Origin of the sequence: Roseateles violae (assembly GCF_030410485.1) — a bacterium.
Classification (GTDB): domain Bacteria; phylum Pseudomonadota; class Gammaproteobacteria; order Burkholderiales; family Burkholderiaceae_C; genus Roseateles_D; species Roseateles_D violae.
This window is the reverse complement of the sequence record NZ_JAUHHC010000008.1, coordinates 31,190-55,761: the sequence shown is the minus strand read 5'-3', so window position 1 is coordinate 55,761 and position 24,572 is coordinate 31,190. Positions and strand designations below refer to the sequence as shown.

23 protein-coding genes and 1 pseudogene are annotated in these 24,572 nt (G+C 63.2%); 11 read left to right on the top strand and 13 right to left on the bottom strand.

From position 1 onward, the window contains the following. Positions 1–391 precede the first annotated feature (391 nt). The 3 genes from QWJ38_RS23320 to QWJ38_RS23310 form a co-directional block, all read right to left on the bottom strand. Positions 392–631, bottom strand: a complete 240-nt coding sequence (locus tag QWJ38_RS23320) for an addiction module protein (protein ID WP_290361539.1) — start codon at positions 629–631, stop codon at positions 392–394. A gap of 194 nt (positions 632–825) precedes the next feature. Then, positions 826–3,075 (bottom strand): ATP-binding protein, encoded by a 2,250-nt coding sequence (locus QWJ38_RS23315; RefSeq protein ID WP_290361538.1) that lies wholly within the window; start codon positions 3,073–3,075, stop codon positions 826–828. A gap of 254 nt (positions 3,076–3,329) precedes the next feature. Beyond that, positions 3,330–5,825 (bottom strand): DUF4238 domain-containing protein, encoded by a 2,496-nt coding sequence (locus QWJ38_RS23310; RefSeq protein WP_290361537.1) that lies wholly within the window; start codon positions 5,823–5,825, stop codon positions 3,330–3,332. A gap of 259 nt (positions 5,826–6,084) precedes the next feature. On the opposite strand from QWJ38_RS23310, the gene QWJ38_RS23305 reads away from it, so the two are divergent. Beyond that, positions 6,085–7,314: a hypothetical protein gene (locus tag QWJ38_RS23305; protein WP_290361536.1), complete on the top strand. Its 1,230-nt coding sequence runs from the start codon at positions 6,085–6,087 to the stop codon at positions 7,312–7,314. Between the two features lie 218 nt (positions 7,315–7,532). Here QWJ38_RS23305 and QWJ38_RS23300 read toward each other — a convergent pair whose 3' ends face one another. Beyond that, positions 7,533–7,745, bottom strand: coding sequence for a helix-turn-helix domain-containing protein (locus QWJ38_RS23300; RefSeq protein WP_290361535.1), 213 nt, complete (start codon positions 7,743–7,745; stop codon positions 7,533–7,535). A 150-nt stretch (positions 7,746–7,895) separates the two neighbouring features. Here QWJ38_RS23300 and QWJ38_RS23295 point away from each other — a divergent pair, with 150 nt between their 5' ends. The 5 genes from QWJ38_RS23295 (at position 7,896) to QWJ38_RS23275 (ending at position 11,060) form a co-directional block, all read left to right on the top strand. Further along, a complete protein-coding gene (locus tag QWJ38_RS23295; protein WP_290361534.1) occupies positions 7,896–8,135 on the top strand; it encodes a hypothetical protein in 240 nt (79 codons plus the stop codon). Beyond that, a complete protein-coding gene (locus QWJ38_RS23290) occupies positions 8,128–9,432 on the top strand; it encodes an Arm DNA-binding domain-containing protein (RefSeq protein ID WP_290361533.1) in 1,305 nt (434 codons plus the stop codon). Before QWJ38_RS23295 ends, QWJ38_RS23290 begins: the two co-directional genes overlap by 8 nt. A 204-nt stretch (positions 9,433–9,636) precedes the next feature. Then, on the top strand, positions 9,637–9,876 hold the full coding sequence (locus tag QWJ38_RS23285) for a hypothetical protein (protein ID WP_290361532.1): 240 nt from the start codon (positions 9,637–9,639) through the stop codon (positions 9,874–9,876). Continuing rightward, positions 9,873–10,301: a hypothetical protein gene (locus tag QWJ38_RS23280; protein ID WP_290361531.1), complete on the top strand. Its 429-nt coding sequence runs from the start codon at positions 9,873–9,875 to the stop codon at positions 10,299–10,301. The genes QWJ38_RS23285 and QWJ38_RS23280 overlap by 4 nt, the downstream gene beginning before the upstream one ends. Before the next feature lie 9 nt (positions 10,302–10,310). Further along, positions 10,311–11,060, top strand: coding sequence for a GIY-YIG nuclease family protein (locus QWJ38_RS23275; RefSeq protein ID WP_290361530.1), 750 nt, complete (start codon positions 10,311–10,313; stop codon positions 11,058–11,060). 62 nt (positions 11,061–11,122) lie between these two features. Here the strand turns inward: QWJ38_RS23275 and QWJ38_RS23270 are convergent, their stop codons facing one another. Further along, positions 11,123–11,395, bottom strand: a complete 273-nt coding sequence (locus tag QWJ38_RS23270; RefSeq protein ID WP_290361529.1) for a helix-turn-helix domain-containing protein — start codon at positions 11,393–11,395, stop codon at positions 11,123–11,125. 107 nt (positions 11,396–11,502) lie between these two features. On the opposite strand from QWJ38_RS23270, the gene QWJ38_RS23265 reads away from it, so the two are divergent. Both QWJ38_RS23265 and QWJ38_RS23260 read left to right on the top strand, forming a co-directional pair. After that, on the top strand, positions 11,503–12,321 hold the full coding sequence (locus QWJ38_RS23265) for a hypothetical protein (protein WP_290361528.1): 819 nt from the start codon (positions 11,503–11,505) through the stop codon (positions 12,319–12,321). Positions 12,322–12,497: 176 nt separating this feature from the next. After that, positions 12,498–13,148 (top strand): H-NS histone family protein, encoded by a 651-nt coding sequence (locus tag QWJ38_RS23260; protein ID WP_290361527.1) that lies wholly within the window; start codon positions 12,498–12,500, stop codon positions 13,146–13,148. 31 nt (positions 13,149–13,179) lie between these two features. Here QWJ38_RS23260 and QWJ38_RS23255 read toward each other — a convergent pair whose 3' ends face one another. The 4 genes from QWJ38_RS23255 to QWJ38_RS23240 all read right to left on the bottom strand — a co-directional run bounded on the left by QWJ38_RS23255 (position 13,180) and on the right by QWJ38_RS23240 (position 15,398). Next, a complete protein-coding gene (locus QWJ38_RS23255; RefSeq protein ID WP_290361526.1) occupies positions 13,180–13,443 on the bottom strand; it encodes a helix-turn-helix transcriptional regulator in 264 nt (87 codons plus the stop codon). Between the two features lie 91 nt (positions 13,444–13,534). Next, positions 13,535–14,020 (bottom strand): DUF2726 domain-containing protein, encoded by a 486-nt coding sequence (locus QWJ38_RS23250; protein ID WP_290361525.1) that lies wholly within the window; start codon positions 14,018–14,020, stop codon positions 13,535–13,537. Between the two features lie 445 nt (positions 14,021–14,465). Further along, on the bottom strand, positions 14,466–14,795 hold the full coding sequence (locus QWJ38_RS23245) for a hypothetical protein (protein WP_290361524.1): 330 nt from the start codon (positions 14,793–14,795) through the stop codon (positions 14,466–14,468). Positions 14,796–15,161: 366 nt separating this feature from the next. After that, the gene (locus QWJ38_RS23240) at positions 15,162–15,398 is read right to left on the bottom strand and encodes a DUF6429 family protein (RefSeq protein ID WP_290361523.1); all 237 of its coding nucleotides are present in this window, start codon (positions 15,396–15,398) and stop codon (positions 15,162–15,164) included. A gap of 209 nt (positions 15,399–15,607) precedes the next feature. Between QWJ38_RS23240 and QWJ38_RS23235 the strand changes: the two genes are divergently transcribed. Both QWJ38_RS23235 and QWJ38_RS23230 read left to right on the top strand, forming a co-directional pair. Then, on the top strand, positions 15,608–16,693 hold the full coding sequence (locus QWJ38_RS23235; protein WP_290361522.1) for an IS110 family RNA-guided transposase: 1,086 nt from the start codon (positions 15,608–15,610) through the stop codon (positions 16,691–16,693). Positions 16,694–17,493: 800 nt separating this feature from the next. After that, positions 17,494–18,509: pseudogene (locus tag QWJ38_RS23230) on the top strand (IS110 family RNA-guided transposase). Positions 18,510–18,981: 472 nt separating this feature from the next. On the opposite strand, the gene QWJ38_RS23225 reads toward QWJ38_RS23230, so the two are convergent. The 4 genes from QWJ38_RS23225 to QWJ38_RS23210 all read right to left on the bottom strand — a co-directional run bounded on the left by QWJ38_RS23225 (position 18,982) and on the right by QWJ38_RS23210 (position 23,304). Continuing rightward, the gene (locus QWJ38_RS23225) at positions 18,982–19,218 is read right to left on the bottom strand and encodes a hypothetical protein (protein ID WP_290361521.1); all 237 of its coding nucleotides are present in this window, start codon (positions 19,216–19,218) and stop codon (positions 18,982–18,984) included. Positions 19,219–19,593: 375 nt separating this feature from the next. Then, entirely contained in the window at positions 19,594–20,829 is a 1,236-nt protein-coding gene (locus QWJ38_RS23220; RefSeq protein ID WP_290361520.1) for an NAD(P)/FAD-dependent oxidoreductase, read from the bottom strand. A gap of 76 nt (positions 20,830–20,905) precedes the next feature. Further along, on the bottom strand, positions 20,906–22,186 hold the full coding sequence (locus QWJ38_RS23215; protein ID WP_290361519.1) for an alpha/beta hydrolase: 1,281 nt from the start codon (positions 22,184–22,186) through the stop codon (positions 20,906–20,908). Beyond that, positions 22,183–23,304 carry a serine hydrolase domain-containing protein gene (locus QWJ38_RS23210; protein ID WP_290361518.1) on the bottom strand — a complete coding sequence of 374 codons (1,122 nt, stop codon included), beginning with the start codon at positions 23,302–23,304 and terminating at the stop codon, positions 22,183–22,185. Before QWJ38_RS23210 ends, QWJ38_RS23215 begins: the two co-directional genes overlap by 4 nt. 322 nt (positions 23,305–23,626) lie before the next feature. Between QWJ38_RS23210 and QWJ38_RS23205 the strand changes: the two genes are divergently transcribed. Beyond that, a complete protein-coding gene (locus QWJ38_RS23205; RefSeq protein ID WP_290361517.1) occupies positions 23,627–24,496 on the top strand; it encodes a dihydrodipicolinate synthase family protein in 870 nt (289 codons plus the stop codon). The last annotated feature ends 76 nt before the right edge of the window (positions 24,497–24,572 follow it).

Below are 24,572 nucleotides of genomic sequence, written 5' to 3'. Positions count from 1 at the left end.
GTGCAAATAAGCAACGGTCTATAAAGCTTGATGACCATTAGGCAGAAAGTTGGGCACGGTACTCGGTGCCCAAGCTGTGCCTATGCTGAGTTCCACCGGACCAGACAGCCGGCCAATGGGATCGCTGTACTGAGGCCTTGTCGCTGCCGCGCCGAAGTTGCGGTCGTTGCCGAGCGCGACGGCCCGTCCGGTTGCCTGAAGTGCCCGGACAACGGCGTAGCGCTTTGCAGCGATTCTGTTGAAAAACTCGATCGAGTAACGACGTTGAGCTGAGCCGATTTGGCGGCAACGAATCATCGCTCAGGCATGCATGACCTTCGGCGCCATGCCCGCGCAGTACTGCCAATCGACTTCGCTTAGAACCTGCGCTCACTACGCGACAAAGGGCGAGTCAGCGCCTTCGCCGGGCAAGAGAACCTCGTACCTGAAGGTACGCCTGCTCAGCGGGGATTAGCTGAACGGCGCCGCGTTCGAACTCGTCAATTCGGCGGCGAAGCTCGACATACCACGCTGACCCTCCGTCGGTGTCGTGAGGATCGAGGCGGGCCAGCAGTGCTTCGGCGAGCCGTACTCTTTCTTCCGGCTGAAGCGCCATTGCTTGGGCCAACAGTTCGGCGACGGGGTCGGACATGCGCTGTAAGGGGATTGCCCCGCTAGTCTAGGCCGACAAGTCAGATCGCGCAGCAGGTAGCGCCAGGCGGACCGGGGCGGAGGACTGGGGCATCGTGTACCGATGTATTGTCGGAAGCTTGCTCTGCAGCGACAGATGACGTCGGACACGAAACCCCAGCCGGCTGCTTTTTACGCACAAGCCGACGCTCACAGTTAGCTACCTGCGGCGAGTTGCGACCTCAGGCTCATTGCCTGGCCAAGCAACTGATCCATCTGCCGGTACTGAAGATCTCCGCTGCAGAGGTCCTTTGCTCTTCTCAGGTCCGACACCGCCAGGTCAACCTCTCGAATGGCAGAGTCAATCGAGACCCTCGAATCCGACCTGCGAGCAAGGGCGACGTGGATTTGCGCACTCTTCTCGTACCAGCGGTACACATCCCCGACGTCGTGGTCGATTGCCTTCTTCGTGACTTCCAGCGCGGACTCAAGGCTGCCGCGACCGTACTCGGCCTCGAACCAGAGCTCGAAAAGAAGTTGTTTGCGCTGCCCGAGCACATAAGACTCGGTGAAGGCCTTACTTGCTTGATCTCGAAGGGGCGGCCTTTGCTTGAGACTGAATCGGCCAATGGCCAGGAGGAGGTCAGCATTGGGCTTCGTAAGCTGCTTATCTGCCGAGACCACCGCCTCAAGAGCTGCCTTCGGGTCATCCTCCTTGAGGAACGCAATTGCTTGAGCAATAGCCAGGCCAACTATCCCGGATCGCTTCTGGATGCTGAGCCCGACCGCGTCAGTACGAGCCCTCTTTGCGGCGCCAACGAGAGCCGCGTGATCAATACCCAAGCTTTGTGCGAGCTCGAGGACAAGCAGTCCGGTGTTGGGCTCAACGGTATATCGAGCCTCCCGGCCGATTGAAGGGGCGCTCACCAAGAACAGTCCTGCGAGCTCTTGAAGCGCGTCGCCCAGCGTTTGCTCCGCGTAGTCCAGGATACGCAAAAGCTCGACGTAGCTAGCGCTCTTCACGTGGCTGATCACGTACAGGGTTCGCTTCGCTTCGCGACTGAGCTGCTGGATTTCACGTTGCAGCGCCGCCTTTCTTGCCTCCAAGCCCTTTTCGCCTCTCCATTGGTTGATGGCCTGGTCCAGAGTAAGGCCGCGCCGCTCAAGACGCAGCAGTGAGTCCGTAAAGAGCGGCGAGCCTCCACTTACCTCTCGGAGATGCTCGATCTTGGAATCTTTCACTGCAGGAAGGCAATAGCGGTCTCTGACGACCTTCACATACTCTTTGAACTCATCGCTCTCCAGGCCGTCCAGCTTCAAGACGTTGTCGGGGGAGTACGAGAAATTCACCCGCGTAGTCAGCAGCATTTTGGTTTTGGCCGGGGTGCGCATGCCGAGCTCAAGCGCGCGTTGCTGATCCTCTGGCGTCAAGGAGTCAACGTCGTCTATCACCAGGAAGCTGGGTATAGTTGAACAACTTTCCAGTGCAAGCTGAAGCAGTTCCCGCGCATCGAGTCCTTCGAAGTCCGAGTCGACGCAACCATGTGCTGTTGCGATCGCTTTTAGAAGTGAATTAGCGTCCTCGAAGTTGGTGTGGTAGTTCTCTCGATGAGCATCCTCAGCGGGAATGAACTGGCGCTTTTTAGCCGTCAACCAGACAACCTGCTCGAATGGCTTAACGCGGCGCGATGCAACTTCTTCGGCAAACCGATAGGCCAGGCTCGTCTTTCCAAGCCCTCCTTCGCCAGCGATCAGCCGCACGCGCGAGAAGTCATCCGCGAGCCATGTCCAGAGGTCACCAAGGACCTCTCGGCGTCCGACGAATTTAGAGCAAACCAGGACTCGATCTGGCAGATTGTGTTCGAGAGGATCTTCGTCAGAAAAGTCTGTGGCTGACAGCTCGATGGATGGCGGGCGCCTGGGCGAGTACAAGAAGTCGTAATCGTCCGGAAGCTGCGCTACTGCATTGCTCTCGATTCTTCGAAAGACGACGTCACCGCGCTTGAAGCACAGTTTGCCGGGCTTTTCCTCAGGGCCATTCTTCGTGAACTTGACCGGGCTCTCACCCACGGACCGCTTCGCGATCCAAACAATCTCCAAGCATTTGCCATCGAGCACCTTGGAACTCGCTTGGATCCTCAGCTCGCTGCCTGTGTATGCGCGGGCTAGGTCCCTCAGCTTGCCGATCTGGACACTTCCGGGAACAACGCCAATGAGCTCAAACGCGCGGTCCCTTTCGATCTCTCGAACGCCGAAAACCAAGAAGCCGCCGTAAGAATTGTGCAGCGCCACCAGGTCGCGTGCAGTCTTCGCATATTCAAGATCTGTGGTAGGCGCCTGTTGCTTGAAGTCGAGGACTTCGCACTCTTGAAGGGCAGTCGCATCAACCTGAACGGCGCTAAGGATTGATGAATCCAGTACGCCTGCAAGGACGCACTTGTGCAATCGAATCACGTTTTCGCTCATTTATTTGTTCCTCTTGCTGCTGACTTGGCGCGTTCAATCTGCCCGCTGTTATGCAGCCCCTTCCTTAGGGTCGTTTGACTTTTTATGGGCACAGTGTGGCATGCCGTTCAGGTGCCCTTGTGAGTGAAAATCCCGAGCCAGGCTCAAACGTGAGTGGCGCGCGCCTGCGGCCATGCCAGACGCCATTCTTGCCAGCACTTCTCAGCCGATTTGATTCGCCCCGGGGCTGGCTAGATACCGCTGCGCAGTCGACGCTATCGACGCAGTTCTGCACGTGAAGAGGTGATTCCGCCAGTTTTACCGTCTGGCTCGGAGCCGTCTGCCTCGCTACTTTCCGGGTCATCGAACACGAGATGCAATGCAAACGGGACCGACCGGGGCCGGGTAGCTCCTGCGAACATCACCATGAGCCGCTGCACCTCATGGCGGAAGAAGCCCGCCGGCGGTACATGCAGCTCCAGACGCGCGTTGAGCACATTGCCGTCGTCCGTGGGTATCGCCATACGCTCGACCTTGCCGCGCGCTTGGCGCAGCTGTTTGGCCAACACATCGGGAGTTGGGCCGGTGCCTGGCGCAGAGACCGATTCGGCCAGGCGTCGCAGCAGCGAGCGGATTGGCGGCCGATCGCCGATGGACAGCCGTTCGGCCACCCGACGCGAATCGAGGTCCACCGGGAACCTAATCTCAGCCAGGGCCTGTCGTACGGGCGCCCAGACGCGCTGCGACGGCACGCCAGCGGGTTGCGCGTCCATAAGGAGTTGCTCCCAGTGCGCCTCGGTGTCGACATGGATAACCGAGCCGGTCAGCGTTGCCAGATACATCGCGGACTCCAAGCTAAGGCCCTTGTAGATCTGGAACTGCGCGCCGGCGTCTCCAAGGGGTAGCGGTTGCAGCAACGTGTACGGATCGGCCTCGGCTTGGCGCTTGAAGTAGGCGATGACCCGATCCGTCATTGCGGCGTCGGCCTCCGGCATGTGCTTGGCGATGTAGTGTCGCAGTGATGCCTCTGGCAGCATCCAGATGAACCGGCGGTGCTCTTCCTCCCCGAGCTTCAGGAGGCTGTGGAGCCCACCCTTGGGAGGCTTCCAGCCGGCGGTGCGACGGGTCAGGACGTCACGGACATGCTTGCCGAGCGGCGCGCTGACCTCGCCGGGGTCGGGCACGAGATGAACGAGGCCGGCGCGTATGAACGGCTCCAGCTTCAGCAGCAGCAAGACGTTCTTGAGCGTCTGCATCTTGTGGCCGGCCGGTGAGTCGATGGGGCTGTACTCGGGCTTCATGCGCGTGCCCAGGAAAAATGGGTTAACGAGCACGATCTCGTCGACATAGGGCAACCAGCCCAGCACGGTGGCGTCGACCGTGCGCGGATCGGCGATGCCGATGTAGACGGAGCGCAGCCTCTTGGGATTCGGTCGCGGCAGCAGCAAGGCCAGATCCGTGTCCTCGGGCCACAGTGTCGAGAAGGCGACATGGATGCGCCGGACCTGGTCGTCGCTCAGGGTGCGGCGTACGTCCTCCCAGGACGCACGCTCATGCAGGCCCAGGATGCCCTGGATGGCATTGCAGAACATCATGTTGCGCTCGCGCAAGCCGTAGACCTCCCACGGCGGTCGCTCGGCGGCCGGCACCTGCTGACAACAGTCCTTGTACGCGTAGGCGCTGCCGCAGCCGCAAAAGTCGTTGGCCGCGATGTTCTTGCGCGGCGACCTGCGGATCAGGAACTCATGAGCCTTAGACGTGCGGCCATGTTCGTCCCAGTACCCGGAGCTGCCGTCCTTGTAGCCGACGTAGATCTCCCCGCCGAAGCGCCAGAGGTCCGCTGTGGGCCGAAGTACCTTGGCGATCTGTGCCCACGAGCCGCTGAAGTGCCGCTCCGGGTAGAGCCAGTCCTTGTTGGCTGCTGCGATGTAGCGCCTCGCGCGCGACTTGAGCAGGTGGTTGATCGCGATCACCTCGTCTCGGCTCAGGCGTCGGTCGCGGATGAACGCATCCGTGCGGGTCATGCCCACGCCGTGGTGCCTGGCGTTCGTGCGCAGCCGGGTCAAATCTTGCCGGTCGGGCTCATTGGCGTATTCCAGGTGGGTGAAGATCAAACAGGTGTTGGCGTCCAGCGCGAACACGGTCTGCGTGCCCAGAGACGCCACCATCGGGTCCAGCGGATATGCGCAATCCGGTGACATGGGGTCGGTCTGCGGGTTGTAGACCGTCACCGGGTGGTCTGTCACGATGAACTTTACATCTGAGGCCGCCGCAGAGACGATCTCCCGAACGCCCTCAGCCCACATCGTGCAGTGCATGAGCCGCAAGGCCTGCATCTCCACCATCAGGTCGATCTGGTCCAGTGGGCCGTAGCACGAACGGATCCAGTCCAGACCCTTAGGCGTGCGCAGCTTCTGCGCGGCCATGTGCTCGAAGAAGTCCTGGAAGGACTCATGCATCTCGTTGGCGTCGCCGCGCGCGAAAGCGCGTACGGCCTTGGCACCTTGGTCGTCGATGGCGCCGAACAGGTGCTTCTCGATGTCGTCGTTGACGATGGGGCCGAATTGCGTGGTGTACAGGTCGTACTCGACGAAGCAGTTCTTGGTGCCCCATTCGTGCAAAGCCGTGCGCGGCACCTGCCGCCCGTCGGCCAGCGTCTTGCGGTCCGGATCGAGGTTCAGGTGAAAGAGACGAGACTGACCCGGGGCGAGGAAGCCACGCTGGTACCACTGCGGGACGAAATGGTTGTTCCGGGTCTTGGGGTCGGTCATCCGCTCACTTGGGTGGTTCGGAGCGCTAATTGTGCAGCCTTCCTCAAGCGCCGGCCCGACACCGCCACTGAGACAATCTCCGCCGCTTTCAGCTGTACCTAGTCAACCAGCGCACCCCGGCAACCATAATCAACACCACCATCGTCGGGTGAAGTTCTTCTTCGACGGCAGGATGCCAGGAAAAAAAGGAAATACAGCGGATCGGCATGCTCTGATGGGACCGCCGCTCGACCCGAGCAAGTAAAACAAGGGGGATCAGATGGACGTGGCGTGGAAGAATGGCTTCGACATTCCCGTAGTGCTCGATAGGCTCTTCAGCCTCTCTAAGGAACATCACATCCATTCGCTTGATGCCGACTCGCTTGTCATCTTTACGGTGCTTCGGTCGATGCTGAATTTCCCCCAGGATTTTTCCTCGGAAACGCGTCTCGAGTTGGTCTCTAAAGGGTGCGAAGCGGCCGTCAAAGCCAAGGCGAAAGATCCAGAGGCTTTTATCCGTCACGTGCGCGCCGCCGTTAAGGTCTACGGAAAAAGGTCGTTAGTAACGCACGTGATGTACACATCGATCACCGTCACGAGTGACAGCTTGCTCACCAGCACCATGGTCGGCGATGTCTCCATCAAGTTTCTCAAGGCGATGCCCAAGGTCGTCAAAGCGCAGCGTCAACGGTTCTTTGACCGGAATGGCCACTGGCTAGCGGTAGCCCATGAACCCAAGATGAAGGCTGTTAGAGCCGAGGTCGAGGCCAGATCCATGGAGGACGCCGCCGAAAAGTGCTTGGCGGCCGTCGACCTCTTGCGCGGCATCTGGAATTTCCTCAAGACCCCTCCGTGGCGCATCACTTTCGGCGGGCCGAGGAAGCCCATCAATGCCGTTTTTCTGGGGCCGATTCATACATTCCACAACTCAGCGGGAGAACTTGAGTCCGAGCAGTTCTGGTACGAGCCATCGCTGCAACGCGACACGCCACTGCTGCAGTTGGACGCCAAGGCGGCGGAGACGTTGAAGACGGGCGCCAAGATCCGAGCCATGCTACGCAAGCACGCTTACCGGGACGCTATGGAGAGTGCCTTCGTACGGTATGCGCGAGCAATGGATTCCATCGACCTTGACATGACCATCCAGAAACTATGGAGCCTTCTTGAGTTCTTGACGGACACCGGTATGGCTTCTTATGACAAGACTATCCGGCGAGTCCGGTTCTTGTCTGGGGACGAGCGCTTTACGGGCCAGGTCCTTGAGCACCTCAGGCGCTACCGAAATCGTTCAGTTCATGGAGGCCACTCTGAGGGCGATGTCGAGTCCGAGGTTTATCAGGTTAAGCGATATGTGGACGCGATGATCCGGTATCACCTAGTGAATCAGTTCAAGTTTTCCAGCATGGCGCAAGCCTGCGAGATGCTTGATCTTCCGCCCGATGAGACACAGCTGAAGAGCAAATTGGGCGTGACCCTGAACGCCATGAAGTTCAGGAAGGTGCCGCGTTGACCCGTTGGCCGCCCCGTTCGATTTAATGGACGGACTCCGAGTGGCGCTTCACCGACTGGACACACGAATCTGATCCGGCCAGGTCGATTAAGAGCCCATCCAGTCACGAAATGCTCAAGGACCGGTATCGGCCATAGCAGTCAGACGCAAGAGAAATCTGGCCGGCCGCAACCAGCCTATACCGGCCCTGTACACCCCACGTTTGTCGTAGCGCCGGCTCAGTTGGCGTTGTCGGGCATTCGCTCAAGTAACTCGCCGACGCTAATTCCAAATAGATCGCACAACTTGTCTATGGCGTCTATATCCACTCGCACAGCAGTTTCGTCATAGAGCAGGGTAATCGTGTTGCGATGCAGCCCCGTTTCGCGCGCGACGTCAGCGATCTTCATCTTGCGCTCGCCCATCAGTCTGGACAAATGGCACTTGATCACGTCGTTCCCTAAGAAAAAAAGTCATTCAGAACGACAAAAAGCACTTGCAAATGTCTTTCTTTGCCCTAAGATGTCATTCAGAACGACAAAAGTACCGGTGGAATGGAAATTTGTCGTCCTCATTGTCGCAACTTTGGCAAGGAGAGAGAAGTGCCCGAAACCACCTATCTGACGACTGACGAGCTGTCGGCCCGAATCAAATACGACGTTAGGACAATCCGAGAGCGGCTAAAGGACAGTGTTCTCCTTGAGGGGATTCACTACATTCGCCCGTTTGGTGGCCGCAAGATTCTGTTCGTCTGGGAGACGATCGCAAGGGACATCGGCGCAGCCGCCGCCGTGGACCGTTCCGCAATCCCAATGGCCAATGGCGGAGTCCTCCATGGGTAGCATTCGAGCGCGAGTAGACAACAAATTGTTGTTCTTCGACTTCCGGTTCAATGGGCAACGGTGTCGAGAACAAACGATGCTGCTCGACTCTGCATCCAACCGCAAGCGCCTTCAAAAAGCCCTCGACAAGATCGAAGAGCAAATCGCCGCCGGCACGTTCGACTACGCCGCAACCTTCCCTGGCAGCAAGCACCTGTCAAAGATGGCTGCTCCGGCGAATGGGTCGTCTGCATTGCCCGGTGTGGCACCGACGACACCGCCGGCCGGCGATGCCAACGCGTCCCCGCCGACACCAACCTTCGCGGAGTTCACCAAGCAGTGGCTCGCCGAGCACCAGGTCGAGTGGCGCCGCTCGCACATCAAGATCTTGAAGTCGACCCTGGATGGCCATCTGATACCCGAGTTCGGCCAGAAGCAAATCGGCCGCATCACCAAGGCCGAGGTGCTGGCCTTTCGGGCCAAACTCGCCGAGCTGCCGGGCAGGGTGCGGGACAAGATGAGCAACAAGCGCATCAACGGCATCTTGTCGCCACTGCGCCAGATCCTCAACGATGCCGGTGAAGCGCACGGCTTCAGCTCGCCGATCGCCACGCTCAAGCCGCTCAAGAACCGCAAGGGTGATGTGCAGCCCTTCTCGCTCGACGAGGTGCAAAAGCTGCTGTCGACGGTGCGTGTCGACTACCGCGACTATTTCACTGTGCGCTTCTTCACCGGCATGCGCACCGGCGAATGCCACGGGCTCAAGTGGAAGTACATCGACTTCGAGAACCGCCTGATCCTGATCCGCGAAACCATCGTGCTCGGCGAGGACGAGTACACCAAGACCGATTCGAGTCAGCGCGACATCCAGATGACGCAAGTCGTCTACGAGGCGCTGAAGCGCCAGTACGAAGCGACCGGCAAGATGAGCGCCTATGTCTTCTGCAACAGCGAAGGCATGCCGCTCGACAACAAGAACTTCTCGGACCGCGTCTGGTATCCGATCCTGCGGCATCTCGGCTTCGAGCGCCGCCGGCCGTACCAAATGCGGCACACCGCCGCGACCCTGTGGCTGGCCTCCGGCGAAGCGCCCGAATGGATCGCCCGCCAACTCGGCCACGCCAGCACCGAGATGCTGTTCCGTGTCTACAGCCGCTTCGTGCCCAACCTGACCCGGCGCGATGGCTCGGCCATCGACCGGCTGCTGGCGACCCGCTTCTCCAGCGGCAATGCCGGCAGGGAGTCACCCCCGTCGGCGGCCAACGACTCGGCGCAGCCGGGACAGCCTCCGCCGAGCGCGCTGAAGCACGCGGCATAAAGCCGCCCCCTCTCATCCATCCATCAACGCGCGACCGCCAAGGCGGCCGTGCTGGGCGAACTCACGCCTGCCGTTTCGACAGGCCTTGAATGCCGCCCGCCAAGGAGAGCTTCATGACTGATTCCCAGAACCCCTTGGTGCATCTGCGCACCGAGATCCTTTGGCTCCATGTGCTCCTGGCATCGGGCCTGGATGCGCCCGGCCGTGGACACCTGGCGCGGGCGCCTCAAAGCCTATCTGCGCGCTCACGGGCTGATCGCCGCAATCGCGCCGTCGCGCATCGCCGTGCTGCCCTTCAACCGGCCGCTGGCGCCGTCCGATCGCGGCGTGGTCCTGGGCTGGCTGATCTGCCAGCGCGAAGTCGTCTTCGTTCGCATCGAATGCTGCCGCGCCGAGTGGATCGCGGACTTGCAAGACATGACACCGGTCGGAGGCCTGCAATGAGCGTCGCTGCTAAAGCACCCAAAGCAGCCAAGGGATTCTGGCTGTGGGTTGAACCGCGGCCGGACACCGACGTCACGGACGAGGTCCGCTTTGCCCGGGCCTTCGAAGACTACGTCGGAGGGCAGGGACTGTGCTTATCCGGCGGACCGCTGCTCAGTCAGATCACCGGACAGACCCGCAGCCTCTCGCTGCAGGACCAGGTGAACCTGATCGACTGGATGCTGCTCCAACCGCAGGTGAGGGCGGTGTCCGTCACGCCGCTCGCCGCAGAGCTCGAGCCCACCCTGAACTCCGATGTAGGCCTGCTGCGAGTTCCGGCCCTCGATCTCGGCGTCATCGCCGTCTGCCTGCTGTACCGCATGGGCCGCCTGAAGCCGGAGCAGTACATCGAGATCCTGGGCGGCTACGTCCGGCGAGTTCATTGAGGACCAGCCATGACCAATACCAGAATCACGCTACCCCTCGCGCGCAAGCCTGCTGCCGTTTACCTGCTGCAGCGCCTCGACCGACGCCGCTTCAAGCTCGGCTGGGCGGTGAACCCCATCCAGCGCCTGCGGAGCCTGCCGGAGTACGACGCCCAGCAACTGGACCTCGAGGCCTCGCGCGTCTTGTGGCTGCCGAGCGCTCGGCGCGCCTGGGACTTGGAGCGCGCCATGCATCGCACACTGGCGCCGTTCAAGACACCCGCGTCGCATCGCGGGGATGGGCATACCGAATGGTTCCAGGGATCTGCCACCATACCGGCGCTCGAGCTTCTCTCGCGGTTTCCCCACCCGCCGGGTGAGCGACCGGCGCTCCTTGTGCCGCTTCTGGTCTCTCCGGTCGCGCCCGAACCGGTGAGCCTGCAAGACACCTGGAGCGCGGTCGAAGACGTGCTGCTGCGTCTGCAGGTCTGCACGGAAGTCCAGGTCTGCTCGGGTGAGCCGCTGGCCTTGCGCGTCAAGGATTTCAAGGTGCGCGTGCAGGGGCCGCTCCAGGACTTGCGCTCGGCCGCGATGGACACGGAGCTATACCTCTGCCGCGAGGGCGAGAACCTGCGACCGATTGCCCGCCTGATCGACTACGAAGGCAACGACCTGCTGGTGATCTTGACGCCCCTGAATATTCTGCGTCGGTGGCCGGGTGGCGGCGATGTGGCGCTTCAGATCCAGGCATTCCTGGCGCGGCTCCCGGTCGGCGCTTAGGGCAGGCCATGAAATGGTGTCGGGACTACGCCCTTACGGTACCTGGCCCCTGGCCTGGGCAGTCATCGCGCAACGCGTCCTCGCGATGGGCGCGCCGAAGCCTTGGGTCTTGCAACGGGCGCGCTCGCGTCGAACAGGGCGGTGATATGAACGCCCAGGCTGTCGGCCAAGGCGTGAATGATAGTCAACGTTGGATTGGCCTGGCCGGTTTCGATGCGGCTCATATAGGTCCGGAACAGCCCGCACCGGCTCGCCAGGTCCTCCTGCGTCAGGTTCGCGGCCTGACGCAGCTCCCGGATTCGCTCGCCGAAGACTTGTTGCGGGTGTTTGCGCACCGCCGCACTGTCTCGAAAGTACACTCATTCATACACACACTAATTCGCACATTTGCTGCGTTATGTGGTCGGGCAGATGTGAGGGGTCAACTCTTTCGGAGGAACTCATGCTGAAACGATGGATGCGGGTCTTGGTGTTGGCCTGTGCGGCCGTGCTGCAGGCGGGGTGCGCAATTGATCGGTCGCCGCCGCCTGAGAACGACCTGGTGGCGCTGGGTCGCTACTTCGGAGAGCACCTCCAAGCAACCGGAGACGAACCCCGATTGGTGGACTACGACGTGATTCGTGGCGGCCGAATGCGGGGCAAGTACAAGGAGGAGGCTGGATATCGCACGGCGAGCGCCTGGTGGTGCCGCGACGACAAGGGCGGCGATCCTTGGCTGTACGTGAAGCGCGCCTATTCCGAAATCTGCCAACGTCGCGGTGGCGTCTATGACGACGGCTTTTGCTCCGCGCGCGACGAGCATGACCGGGTCCTGTTCATGGCCAAGGTGACGCGCTTCAACGATATGTGCCAGCAGGTCGAGGTCTTGGTCGCTGAGCCGACGACAGCGGTTGCAACGCCGGCCTACACCGCCTTCCTGCGCGACCGTGGCTTCAAGAATGCGAGTCAGCTGGCGGCCGCAAGCGCGGCGAAGGAGGCTGCCGCGCAAAGTGCCAGACAGCGCGCCGACGATGCCAGGGGCGCTGAGCAATCCCGGCTTGCGAGAGAATGGCCGATGATGCAGCGCCGCGGCACCACCGTGTGTCGAACCGCGAACGGCATCCGCTATGTTGCGTACGTCGAAGACGCAACGGCAGATAAGCTCAAGCTGCTAGTGAGCCGCGCCTACTTGGTCCGGGCCACGTCGTTGTCTCCCGGCGATTTCCGGCAAGAGGTGATCTGGTCGGACCCGATCAACTGGTCGCTCTGCGCAGAAAAGTAGTTGCGGATCGAGTCGTCGAACTCGACGAGGCCTTGCAACGATGCATTGAGATCAGCGATCGACTGCGGTGATGGGCAGGTCACTAATGAATTGCGTTCATTGCACGCGCGGCGCATGCACATGGTTGCCTGCCGTAAGCGGCTAGACTGCCCGGGCAACTGCATTGGAGCTACTACATGGCCAAGTCTCTATCCCGAATCATGATCCAGATCGAGAAACTTCAAAAGGAAGCTGCGCAGATCCAGTCGGTCGTCATTGCTCGCATCAGGAAGGAAATCGCTCAGTTCGGTCTGACAGCCGAGCACCTCTTCGGAACAATTGGCGGCGACATCGTTGGCGGCGGGCGTCGGACAAGGGCGAAGGCGACAAAGCCAAAAACGGCGCCTGGTGCGAAGTCGCCGAAGTTCGCAGACAACCAAGGCAATACATGGGGCGGCATGGGCAAGCGTCCTCAGTGGATTCGCGATGCTCTCGCCGCAGGCCGTTCGCTCGATGAGTTCTTGCTCGTCAAGAAGAAGGCGACTGCTGAAGAGAAGAGCACCTCGAAGCCGAGTCGCAAGACTGCCGCAGCGAAGAAGGCCGTGCCCAAGAAGGTTGGTGCCAAGAAGGCTGGTGCCAAGAAGACGTCCGCAGCGAAGGTTGCGGCGCGCCCAGGGGCCGCCGTGACTGGGAAGGCTCCTGCGACGAAGCGAGCTTTGGCGGCCAAAGTCGTCAAGGCTGTTGGCAAGGCCCCTTCAAAGAAGAAGATACCGGCCAAGAAGCGAGTCAAGACCGCTGCCGAGCCGGCATCGGCTGCCAGCATCAAGGCTGAGTCGCCGCAGGTCTGAGTGACTGCCGGCCAAGGTGCGAGACCACGCCCTAGGGAACCGGGCGATCAGCAGGGCAGAGCTTGACCGAAATGCCATAAAGCGCGAGCAAGCCCATCATGTGACTGATGGCGACGCCGGGTTCGCCGGCTTCAATCCGGCCAATCGTCTGGACATGAACGCCGAGTCGGGCGGCCGCTGAGGCCTGCCCCTCGCCGGCCTGCACGCGCGCCTGTTTGGCTGCCGCGCCCATCTCCTTGATCGCCTGCAAGGCGTCGTTGTCTATCTCCGCAGAAATTCGTTTGCCTTGGGCCATGAGGCGATTGTCAAGCAATTGAGCCGTGGAGGCAGCCGCCGTCAGCGGGACCAAGGACTCCGGGCATCCAGTTGCGCAAGAAACCTTGCCGCTAGATCTTTTGAGCGCGGGCTGCGGGCAGGCCCAGGCGCGCAAACGCTTCGAGCAACGGGGCGGTATCGGGGACGCTCTTGAAGCGCATGACCTTGTAGCCAGCCGCAGTCAACAGAGCGGCTCTTTTTGCATCCTGTGACTCGCGACCTCGGTGCGAGGCGTCGTCCAGCTCAACCACGGCGATGACTTCGAAGGCCTTCGAGCAGACGACGAAGTCGGCCATCTTTCGGTTGAACGTTGCGCGGGTTGGCCGGTCCTTGGTGTCGAGCAGTGCAGAGAACGCCACTTGGGCCAGTACGACCGAGTCTGGCATCGCTTGCGACAGCCGGAAATACATGGCTTGCTCTCGCTCGGTCAGCGGTGGCCGCTTCCACGCATTGCCCGTGGCTTTGCGCCCCTTCCGCCCTGTGGCAGCACGGCCCAGGATCAGGATGGCGACGAAGGCAATGGCGCACAGCGCGATCAATGTCAGCGGAAATTTCAAGGGAGGCATCCTGTGGATGTGCCTGGTTCGGCGGTGGGAGAGCATAGACACCGGGCGCGAAGAAAGTCCCGTCCAACTCCTCGCGTGCCGTGAATTCCTCGACGTCTTCCTGAGCCGCCGAGAACGAACCGGATGGAATCCTCGCCGTGTGCGCACCGGTCCGAGTTGCGGGCGCAGGATGTGAGTCAAGGCTCGCCCAGCCTCCTCATTCAAGTGGTTAGGGTGGCTTTCCGGCGGCACGGCCCTGCTGGTGGGACGTCGCGATCTTCAATAGGGGAGGTGCCGGTCCGACTGTGGAGCGTCGAAATCGAACAGTTCTTGGAAACCTGTTGGCGCGGCAGTAAGCTGGCCGGCAGCCATCGGCGAGCGCGCCGACCGGGCGGTCGCGGCGACAAGCGGCTGTCAGTGAGAGGCAGGTTCTGTCCGTTCAAGATCCAAGTACGGGTCAGTCGTATCGGAGCTTCACATGAGCAAGGAAGGCAAACAGGTCTTTGGGCTGATCGAGTTCGATCCGACCAGGAATGTATTCGTTGGCCGGATCGTCGGATTTCCGCATATTGAATTCGAAGCCAAGGCGTTCGGAGACGTCGAAAGAAGGCTTCGCGAAAGCGTTCTCGCCATGATCGAAAGTGATTCGTTGGTCATGGAAACCGAGTTCTGCGCGCTTGTTCATCTCGCAGGCGGCGCCCGAGACGTCGCAGATTTGCCGGCGTCCAACGGTTAGTGGCCCGACACGGCAGTGCGTGCGCATTTCACGCCGCGGCATTGCGTCCATGCGGCTGCATGGGGCGTAACGGGGGGACGTCGTGGCCCAAGCCTGCGGGAGGTAGGCTGACGACGTGCAGTTGGCTGGTGCACCGGTGTCCGCCAAAGCGCTCTAGCTCGCGCCTGTGCGGCTGCTACTGCGCGGCACTTGAGCGGCAGATGCGCGCATGCTGCCTTTGGCGCGATCGCTGTGATGCGCGACGAGAGCGATTGCCGCAATGAAGATGCTGGGTGTCAGGCCTAGTTGAGCCGATTCGCGATTGTCGAGATCGCCGCAACGTGAATGGCGGCTTGTGAATCTCGTGGTTTTCCGGTCGCGACCCATCTGCGACATCCGCCAAGCCGATCTCGATGCCGCAAAGCGGTCCTCCGCGGTCTAATGATTCGAGCTTGTTCCGAAGAGCTCCGCCGCCAATGCCTTGGCCCTCGACATTCCCTCATCGGTCAGGCGGACAGACTCTGCGCGCCCGTGAGGATCGCTGATCAGGCCTTGGCTATGTAGCGCTTCCATTACTGCGAAGTCATAGCGCTTCCACGCGCGGCCGCCGTCGAACTCGAAAACGCCGAGCAATGCGAGGACGGTTTCCTGCACCTTCAGTTCCGCGTATTCCATACAGACCTCGCTCAACGTTCGAGCTGAGCCGACCGCGACGGCAGGACGCGGAAGGCCGAGAGTGAAATGTTGGCCTGCAGCGGCATGCCGTTGCGGGTCGGATCGAGCGAATACGAAGGGACTTCCCACCTTCGGGCAAACGGCGTCAGTGCGCCAGGATTGGGGGTTCTCGAAGTCATCAATCTGCAGCCATATGAAAGGGGAAGTCCATGGACAAGATTACCCGAGTCGGGGTGGATTTGGCCAAGCGTGCTTACCAGGTCCACGCCGTGGATCGCGCCGAGCGGCCGGTGCTGGCGCGACCGATGTCGCCGCAGCGCTTTGAGCAGTGGGCCGCCACGCTGCCGACCGGCTGCGTGGTTGCCATGGAGAGTTGCTCCGGCGCTCATCACCTGGCCCGGCGGCTGCGGCTGATGGGGCTGGACGCTCGGTTGATCGCTGCTCACTTCATCACCTCATTCCGGGTTCAGGGTGCCAGCGGCAAGAACGACGCCAACGACGCCGCCGCCATCTGCGAAGCTGCCTCTCGCACCCGCACGCGCTGCGTGACGGTGAAGACGCCAGAGCAGCAGGGCTGGCAAGGCATCCATCGCTTGCGCGAGGGCTACAAGGAAGAGCGCACGGCCTGCATCAACCGCATCCGTGGCCTGCTGGCAGAGTTCGGCCTCGTGTTCCCACAGAGCCCTGATGCGCTGCGCCGCGTGCTCAGCGACGTGCTGGAGGATGCGAGCAACGAACTGCCCGGCGTGATGCGCTTGGGCCTGCAGCGCTCGCAAGCGCACTGGCGGGTGCTGGATGATGAGATCGCCTGGTGCGATCAGCAGGTGAAGCTGCATGTCCGCCAAGATCGTGCTGCGACTCGTGCAGCCCAGTTGCATGGCGTGGGCGAACTCACTGCCTCAGCCCTGGTGGCCGCAGTCGGCGACATGAGCCAGTTCAAGAGCGCACGCCAGTTCGGTGCCTGGCTCGGCCTCGTGCCCAGCCAGAACTCCAGCGGTGGCAAGCACCGGCTGGGTCGCATCACCAAACGCGGCGACGACTACCTGCGCACCTTGCTGATCCAGGGCGCCAAGTCTGCGTTGCTGGCCGCGCCTAAGCGCAGCGACCGCATCTCGCAATGGCTGCAGCAACTGCGCGAGCGCGTGGGCTGGCAGAAGGCTCTGGTGGCCCTGGCCAACAAGAACGCCCGCATTCTGTGGGCGGTGCTGACACGGGAGATCGACTTCGATCCCGAGCATGTCCCGCCCATCCCGCAATGCAAGCTGCCCATGCTGAAAGCGCCACTGCCGGTCTGAAATTGACGATCCAGATTCACTTCGCAGACCCACATTCGTAGAGGCAAAGCACAGGTCAGACCGGCAGCAGGTGAGCCCGATAACCCGTCCGTTGCACGCCCGGCACGCCGAGTCAACAACGCCGAGCGAATGGGGTCCTGCTGAGCGGTTCGTATCTGGGGCCGCGGCAGTGCGCCGCTTCAAGCCCGTCTGTAGATGTTCAGTCTGTTCCTCGTTGCGATGCCGCTCAAAAAAACACAAGTCTTGAATGTCGGAAACTACAAGGGTCAGGCGTTGCTATGACTTGATCGAATTGTGATTGACCCGGTGGGAAGTCCCTGTAGATCGGTTAGGCAATAGCGAACAGATCGATTTGGTGGCTGCCATGTGAAACACGGTCACTTACTCCCCCGAACCTTCTCGCGATCCTCTTTGTATGTTTCGTAGGACTTGCCGTTCTGGCGATGGCACTCGGAACGCTCGATCGACGTAGCGAATTGATCGCAGCGTCGCGAAGCGGAATCTTGACCAAGATCGTAGATGTATGACATGCAGCCGGAAAGACTCGCCACGAATACAAGAAATACAAGGCGATGAAAATTCATATAGATGATTCGATTGAATCGTGCGAGATGTGTCAAACGATAGAACTCGGAAGATTCACTCTGGAGTCGCCCGCTGAACGTGAGTGCTACTGGTACCGTTGCCTAACGAATGAAAGGGACTTCCCCGTCCTGAGGTAGCCGCAGTGCGGCAGTCGGCAACCAAGTGCCACGATGGGAAGTGCGCTCTCTCATCAACTCGCTCAGAAGGGGAAGTCCATGGCCATTTTGTACGTCGGCATCGATCTCGCCAAGAACGTGTTTGCCCTGCATGGGGTGGATGAGGCCGGCCGGGCCGCCCTAGTGCGCCCGAGCATCGCGCGCGCCAAGCTGCTGGAGCTGGTCGCCTCGCTGCCGCCCTGCGTGATCGGCATGGAGGCCTGCTCCGGTGCCCACCATTGGGCTCGGCTGTTCGTCGCGCATGGCCATACGGTGCGCCTGATGGCCCCGAAGTTCGTCATCCCCTACCGCCTCTCGGGCCGGCGAGGCAAGAACGACGCCGCGGACGCCGCCGCCATCTGCGAAGCACTGCAGCGGCCGAGCATGCGCTTCGTGCCGGTCAAGAGTCTGGAGCAGCAAGGACAGCTCAGCGTGCACCGGGTGCGCCAGGGCTTCATCGAGCAGCGCACCGGACGATCAACCGCATCCGCGGACTGCTCAGCGAGTTCGGCATCGTGCTGCCGCTCAAGGCCGCCACCGTGCGCCGCCAGGCCGCTGCGTGCCTGGAGGACCTGCCCGGCTGGGCCAACACCGCTATCGGCGACCTGCTCAGCGAGTTGCATCACCTGGACGAGCGCATCGCCGGCTACGACCGGCACATGGCCCAGATGGCTCGCGAGGACACACGAGCCCGACAGTTGATGCGCCTGGCTGGCATCGGCGAGACCACGGCCTCGGCGTTGGTGGCCATGATCGGCAATGGGCATGAGTTCAAGTGCGGCCGCCAGTTCGCCGCCTGGCTCGGGCTGACGCCGGGCCAGTACAGCTCAGGCGGCAAGAGCCGGCTCGGGCACATCACCAAGGCCGGCGATCCCTACCTGCGCTCGCTGCTGATCCCGGGCGCCCGCGCCGTGCTCGTCAGCGCGAAGAACAAGACCGACGGTGTCAGCCGATGGGCTGTGGCGCTGGCCGAGCGTCGCGGCTACTGGAAGGCGATCGTCGGCATCGCGGCCAAGAACGCCAGGATGTGCTGGGCGATGCTCAGCAACGGCGAGCAGTTCGCGATGCCAGCTTGATCACCAGGGCACTGAATTCAACGACTTCTTCCGCCGCGTGACGGCGTGCGTCGATGGAACAAGGTTGGACCTGCGCGGGGTGTGCCTGATCACTTCAAGGGGAAGGCAATGCTTCTTCCCGGCTAACGATTGAGGCCCCCGCGTGCGTCTTGCATCAGGGTCCGCAGCATGTGAAGCGCTGCACCGATGACCGTTTGTAGTTTCGCCAGTCCGCACCTTGTTCGTTGCCTTGATGCCAGCGCCGGTGGTTGGAGCCAAGTCTTGCCTGTCACACCAGCAGCTCGCGCTGCGAGCTACGGAATTCATTTGCTTGACTCTTGGGGAAGCCCTTGTAGTAGAGGTGACCGACACGTTGCGGCAAGGGGCCGCGCGGTGCACGATTTCCAACGGCGCCGTGCGGCCCCTTGCCGCAACGTGTCCGAGTCGACCGCCCTGTTAGGGCGCATGCTCGTTGCGAAGAGGAGGCTTCGGCTCACGATGACTCCCGGCCTTGCAGCTTGAGATAAGCATCTACCGTTCCGCTCTTCGCGGAAGCCACAGCTTCTGCCCAGTCCTGCCCGACTGCTGGGTCCACCGTCTGCCCATCGGCCAGGAGCGACATTGAGCCCAGAAGTCCGCCGAGCTCCTCGCAACCCAACTCGTACTGCCTGCTCAAAAAGGCGTACATCGCGAGGTAGGCCTGACGCGTCGTGAGAGAAGTGTCTTCCATGCGCTCTAACGTCAAAGCTCAGAGGCCGCCGGGGCGGTCCGATGGAGCGGTTGGTTAGAGCGCATGGCTCTCAGTAGAAACCAGAGCGCACCGCCTGAAGCAAGGCCGGTGACCAACGCCAACGATATGTTCAGCAACCAAGTGCGTTGGAAGTACATGGAATTGTCAGGCGCGAGGAAGAAGCACAGCCCCGGAATCGTGCTGGCGAGACCGCCGGCAGCGCACTGCCAAAGCGTTGGTTCGCGCCATAAACGCTTGACCAGCAAATACAGAGGCAAGCCGACAACCAGAGCGCAGGGGTAGCTGAAGCGCGGGCAATTGGCGCTGGGCAACGCCTGATCGGCCGGGCCGGGGCGGCCGAACCGGACGGCGGTCTCAGAAGCGCAGCGGCGAGAAGGGTGTGGTCGGCACGCAGCTGGGGCGACCCTCCATCAGCTCGGCCAGCAAGCGGCCGCTGACCGGCCCGAGCGTGAAGCCCTGATGCCCATGGCCGCAGTTCACCCACAGCCCGGGATGCTGCGGCAGCGCGCCGATGACCGGCTTCATGTCGGCGCTGCAGGGGCGGCTGCCCATCCAGGGCTGGGCTTCGACGGCCTGGCCCAGATCGAGCAGCTGGCGCGCCTCGCGCTCGGCACCGTGCAGCTGGCGCGGCGCCGGCGGCGCATCGATGCGGGCGATCTGGGCGCCGCTGGTGAGCCGCAGCCCGCGGCACTGCGGGGCCAGCACATAGCCGCGCTCGGCATCCAGGGCGGCGACGTTCAGCGTCGCGCCGCCGGCATAGTGGCGGTGATAGCCGCGCTTGACGAACAGCGGCCAGCGGTAGCCCAGGCGCCGCAGCGCCTCGCCGGACCAGGGGCCCAGGGCCAGCACGGCCTGGGCCGCGCTGACGCGACCCTCCTCCGTATCGACCTGCCAGCCCGGGCCCGCGGCCCTGAGGCTGAGCGCGTCGCCCTTCAGCAGCCGCCCACCCTTTTGACGGAACAGCGCCGCGTAGCGCTCGACCAGCGCGCCCGGATCGCTGACACACCAGGTGTCCAGCCAGTGCACGGCGCCGGCCAGTCGCGGCCGCAGGGCCGGCTCGGCCGCCGCCAGCGCGGGCCCGTCCAGCAGCGCGACGCCCAGCCCATGTTCGGCCCGCAGCCGCTCGGCCTGACGGCTTGCCGCCTCCAGCGCCGCCGCCGTGCGGAAGAGGAAGCGCAGACCGCTTTCGCGGACCAGATCGCGGGCCCCGGCCAGCTCGATCAACCGGTCATGCGCGGCGGTGGAATGGGCGATCAGCGTCGCATACTCGCGCGCCGTACGCTGGTGGCGCAGCGACGCCGATTCGCGCCAATAGCGCAGCAGCTGCGGCCAGGCCGCCAGCAGGCCGCTCAGCTGATAGTCCACATCGAGGCCCTGGCGCAGGGCCACCGACAGCAGCGTGCGCCAGTCGCGCGGCATCGGGTAGGGCTCGACCGCCTCGCGCTGGATCGCACCGGCATTGCCGTAAGAGGTCTCCTGGCCGGGGCCACGCCGGTCCAGCAGCACGACATCGTGGCCCCTGAGTTGTAGCTCCAGTGCCGTGCAGGTGCCGACCATGCCGGCGCCGAGAACCAAGACTTGCTGTCCCATATGAGTGTTGTTATCCCTTTGGATGGATGGTGCCGGCCCGCTGAGTGGGGCTTGAACGCCTACGCGCGGCCGCCGCTCACGGCGTCTTGCCGCGCGCCCGGCGCAGGTGGTCCGAGTACAGCAGCTCCAGGAAGCGCTGCACCGCGTTGGCCGCCAGCCCGGCACGGATCGAATGCGCGTCGTCGAAACCATGGTTGGCCCCATAGGCCTCGGCATACGCCACCGGCGCTTGGGAGCTGGCACGCAGGCGCTCGACGAAAAGCCGCGTGTCCTCGACGCGGGCCAGCGCATCATGCGTCCCGGTCAGCACGAAGAAGGGCGCCGCATCGGCGCCGATATGCGTGCTCGGGTACAGGTCCGCCTGCACCTTGGGGTCGTCGCGCGACTCGGGCGGCAGCACATGGTTGTAGAGGTGACGGCCCAGCAGATCGTCGGGATCGAGCCTGTCGGCGGCCAGGCCGGCATAGAACGGCACGGCGGCCTGGATGCGCGTGTCCGCCGACTCGAAGCCCGGCTGGTAGCGCGGCTGCCCCGCCGTCAGCGCCAGCAGCGCGCTGAGGTTGCCGCCGGCCGAGGCGCCGGTGGCGACGATGAAGCCGGGGTCGCCCCCGTACTCGGCGATGTGCTCGCGGATCCAGGCTACGGCCTTCTTCGCGTCGACCAGCGGCGCCGGCCAGCGCGCCGCGGGCACCAGGCGGTAATTCAGCGTCACGACGATCCAGCCCCGCCGGGCCAGCAGGTGCATCAGCGGCTTGCCGGCCATGTTCTTGCCGCCCCACATATAGCCGCCGCCATGCATCTCGATCAGCACTGGCCGCGGCGGAGCGCCCGCTGCTGCCGGCTCGGCCGAGCGCAGCAGATCGAGCCGGTTGCGTTCGCCATGCTCGCCATAGGCGATGTCGGCCATCGTCTCGATGCCCTGCTCATCGAAATCGAGGGGCCGGATCCAGTCGCGCCAGCTCAGTTGCTCGCGCAGCAGCCGGGCGCGCTCGGGCAGGATTGCCTGGCGGTATTCGGCGCCAAAGCTCTGCTGCAGGGCCGCTTCGAAGCGCGCGCCGTCGGCCCAGCCGCGCCCGATCGCGATGCTCAGCAGGCCGACGGAGAGCAGCGTCAAAGCCGCTCCGACCTGGCCGCTGGGCGTTGCCAGCGCACCGCTGGCCAGCAGCGAGGCCGACACCGCCAGCGCAATGAGCAGCAGCTGCGGGCCGAGCTCGCTGCCCGCGAGCGCCATGCTGTCGTAGTAACTGCGGATGATGCTTTGGCGCCCGGTCCAGCGGAACACCGCCATGCCGCTCAGCAACAGCCAGAGCGAACCGAAGGCGAGCCAGAGCCCACCGCTGAGCGTGGTCAGCTTCATGGCGCTGCTTGTTCTTGCCGGACCGGCCGGAGGCCAAACTGCTCGCCGATTCCCTTGGCACAGAGGGCGGCCAGACGGTCCATCAGGCCCGCCTGCTCCGGCGTGCCGGCCGTGTGGGCCGCGCTTTCGGCCTGTCCCCAGCTGACGGCCAGCGCCAGGTCATGGGTCGGGAAGTAGGCCGCGCCCATGCCCCAGTAGCCGCCATGGCCCCAGCAGGGCATGCCACCCCAGATCCTGCCGCGCAACAGCGCCGAGTGCAGAAAGGCGCCGTCGGCAAAGCCCACCGTCGGCGTCATCAGCGCCATGGCCAGCGTCTGCGCCCGCTCGAACAGTTCGCCGCGCAGCAGTGCGCGCAGGAAGACGGCAAGCTCGCGCGTGGTCGACACCAGGCCGCCGCCGCCGTAGAGATCGCAGGAGGCATCGATCTGCAGAGCATCCCAGGCGCCGATGTACTGGTGGGCGCGCGGCTGTCCCGCCGGTGCCGCTTCCAGCGTCTCGAAGTGGGTCTGATCCAGGCCCAGTCGGGAGAAGGCCAGCCGCTCCCGCATCGCCTGCGGCAGCGGCTGGCCCGAGGCGCGCTCGATGCTCTCGCCGAGCAGCAGATAGCCAGTGTCGCTGTAGCTGAAAAGCCGGCCCGGCTCGGCCAGCGGGCCGCCCAGCTGCATCGCCAGCTCGATCTGCTCGTGCCGGGTCCACCGTCGTTGCGGATCGGCCTGCAGGGCGCGAGCGTAAGCCTCGCTGCTGGCATGGTCGGGCAGCCCGGCCGTGTGCGTCAGCAGATCGAACAGGCCGATGCGCTCGGGCGCATAGCCGGCCGCCGCCAGCAGCTCGACGCTGCGGCGGCCCAGGCGATCGACGAGGCGGTCCTGCAGCGCCAGCCGGCCCTGCTCGACCAGGCGCAGCACGGTGGCGGCGGTAAAGACCTTGGTGACGCTGGCGATGCGGAACGCGTGTTCGGGGCGCAGAGGCTCGCCGTCGAATTGGACCCGGCCGCAGGCGCCGGACCATGCGAAGCCGCTCGACGGCGCCAACACGGTGGCGACGATGCCCGGCAGCGAGGGGTCCATCGACAGGCTGCGCTCGATCTCGGTTTGAAGATGATGTTCCAGTGACGACATGACAGTGTGCGAGCGCAGGCCGGCTAGCCAGCGCCTGCACGTTAATGAAAAGCCGGGGCTGCGGGTTTCGCCCAGGCGACAAACATTTATGCGCGCTCACCCAAGCCCTTGCTTTCGTGCAATCGTCTACGTCGGAGCGGCGGGCACGCGGCTGCCGCCCCACCGATAACTTATGAAATCGCGTCGCATGGTTTTCTTGCGAGGCGACTGTTCCTAGGATGGCCGTCACCGGCGCGCCGAAGCGCCAAGGGAACGGGGCGTACCGCGCCTGCATCGCCAGCCCTGACCCCCGATCAAACGGCATCAACCAGGAGACACGCCCATGTTTGAAGGCATATTCACTGCCGTCGTCACGCCCATGGAGGCCGACGGCAGTCTCATCCCGGACCAATGGTCGGCCCAGATCCGGCGACAGGTTGACGCCGGCATCCATGGGCTGATCATCGGCGGGACGACGGGCGAGTTCTACGCCCTGACCGTCCACGAGCGCATCGAGCAGTTCCAGCGCGCTTCGAAGCTGCTGGGCCGTGGCACGCCCTGGTTGGCCGGCGTCAATGCGATCACGACGGCAGAAGTGCTGGTCCTGGCGCGGGCCGCGCGCGAAGCCGGCGCCTCCGGCCTGCTGCTGGGCGCGCCGCCCTATGCATCGCCGACGCAGGACGAGCTGGCCGAGCATTGCATCGAGGTCGACAAGGTGGCGAACCTGCCCATCGTCCTCTACAACTACCCGGCCCGCACCAACGCCGACATGGGCGACGAGTTCATGAAGAAGATCGCCGGTCGCAGCAATTTCGTGGCGATCAAGGAGAGCACCGGCGACATGAAGCGGGCCCAGGCCCAGCTGCGCGACTTCCCGTCGATCAAGCTTTGTTGCGGTTCCGAGGATCTCGCGCTGGACTTCTTCGCGCTCGGCGCCAAGATGTGGATTTGCGCGACATCTAACTTCGCCCCTCAGCTGATTCTGGATCTCTATCGCAGCTGCGTGATCGAAGGTGATTTCCAGCGCGGCCGCGAAATCGCCGCGCGACTGGCGCCGCTGACAGACGCGCTCGAGCAGGGCGGCAAGTTCATCTCCGCGGTCAAGCATGCCTGTTCCCGGCTCGGCTATTGCGGGCCTTCGGTGCGGCGGCCGCTGCTGCCGCTCAATGCCCAGGAAGCGGACCTGCTGGAATCCCATCTGGCCAGGCTCTGAAGTCCGGCGCGTCGCGGGCCTCGCTGCGGTATGCCGCAGGGAGGCTGCACGCCTGCGCGGCTTAACGCCCAAGCCA

Bases quoted from the DNA above. Each gene is read 5' to 3' on its own strand.
- QWJ38_RS23320 (WP_290361539.1), bottom strand. From the start codon at position 631: ATGTCCGACCCCGTCGCCGAACTGTTGGCCCAAGCAATGGCGCTTCAG.
- QWJ38_RS23315 (WP_290361538.1), bottom strand. From the start codon at position 3,075: ATGAGCGAAAACGTGATTCGATTGCACAAGTGCGTCCTTGCAGGCGTA.
- QWJ38_RS23310 (WP_290361537.1), bottom strand. From the start codon at position 5,825: ATGACCGACCCCAAGACCCGGAACAACCATTTCGTCCCGCAGTGGTAC.
- QWJ38_RS23305 (WP_290361536.1), top strand. From the start codon at position 6,085: ATGGACGTGGCGTGGAAGAATGGCTTCGACATTCCCGTAGTGCTCGAT.
- QWJ38_RS23290 (WP_290361533.1), top strand. From the start codon at position 8,128: ATGGGTAGCATTCGAGCGCGAGTAGACAACAAATTGTTGTTCTTCGAC.
- QWJ38_RS23280 (WP_290361531.1), top strand. From the start codon at position 9,873: ATGAGCGTCGCTGCTAAAGCACCCAAAGCAGCCAAGGGATTCTGGCTG.
- QWJ38_RS23275 (WP_290361530.1), top strand. From the start codon at position 10,311: ATGACCAATACCAGAATCACGCTACCCCTCGCGCGCAAGCCTGCTGCC.
- QWJ38_RS23265 (WP_290361528.1), top strand. From the start codon at position 11,503: ATGCTGAAACGATGGATGCGGGTCTTGGTGTTGGCCTGTGCGGCCGTG.
- QWJ38_RS23260 (WP_290361527.1), top strand. From the start codon at position 12,498: ATGGCCAAGTCTCTATCCCGAATCATGATCCAGATCGAGAAACTTCAA.
- QWJ38_RS23255 (WP_290361526.1), bottom strand. From the start codon at position 13,443: ATGGCCCAAGGCAAACGAATTTCTGCGGAGATAGACAACGACGCCTTG.
- QWJ38_RS23245 (WP_290361524.1), bottom strand. From the start codon at position 14,795: ATGGACGCAATGCCGCGGCGTGAAATGCGCACGCACTGCCGTGTCGGG.
- QWJ38_RS23240 (WP_290361523.1), bottom strand. From the start codon at position 15,398: ATGGAATACGCGGAACTGAAGGTGCAGGAAACCGTCCTCGCATTGCTC.
- QWJ38_RS23235 (WP_290361522.1), top strand. From the start codon at position 15,608: ATGGACAAGATTACCCGAGTCGGGGTGGATTTGGCCAAGCGTGCTTAC.
- QWJ38_RS23225 (WP_290361521.1), bottom strand. From the start codon at position 19,218: ATGGAAGACACTTCTCTCACGACGCGTCAGGCCTACCTCGCGATGTAC.
- QWJ38_RS23220 (WP_290361520.1), bottom strand. From the start codon at position 20,829: ATGGGACAGCAAGTCTTGGTTCTCGGCGCCGGCATGGTCGGCACCTGC.
- QWJ38_RS23215 (WP_290361519.1), bottom strand. From the start codon at position 22,186: ATGAAGCTGACCACGCTCAGCGGTGGGCTCTGGCTCGCCTTCGGTTCG.
- QWJ38_RS23210 (WP_290361518.1), bottom strand. From the start codon at position 23,304: ATGTCGTCACTGGAACATCATCTTCAAACCGAGATCGAGCGCAGCCTG.
- QWJ38_RS23205 (WP_290361517.1), top strand. From the start codon at position 23,627: ATGTTTGAAGGCATATTCACTGCCGTCGTCACGCCCATGGAGGCCGAC.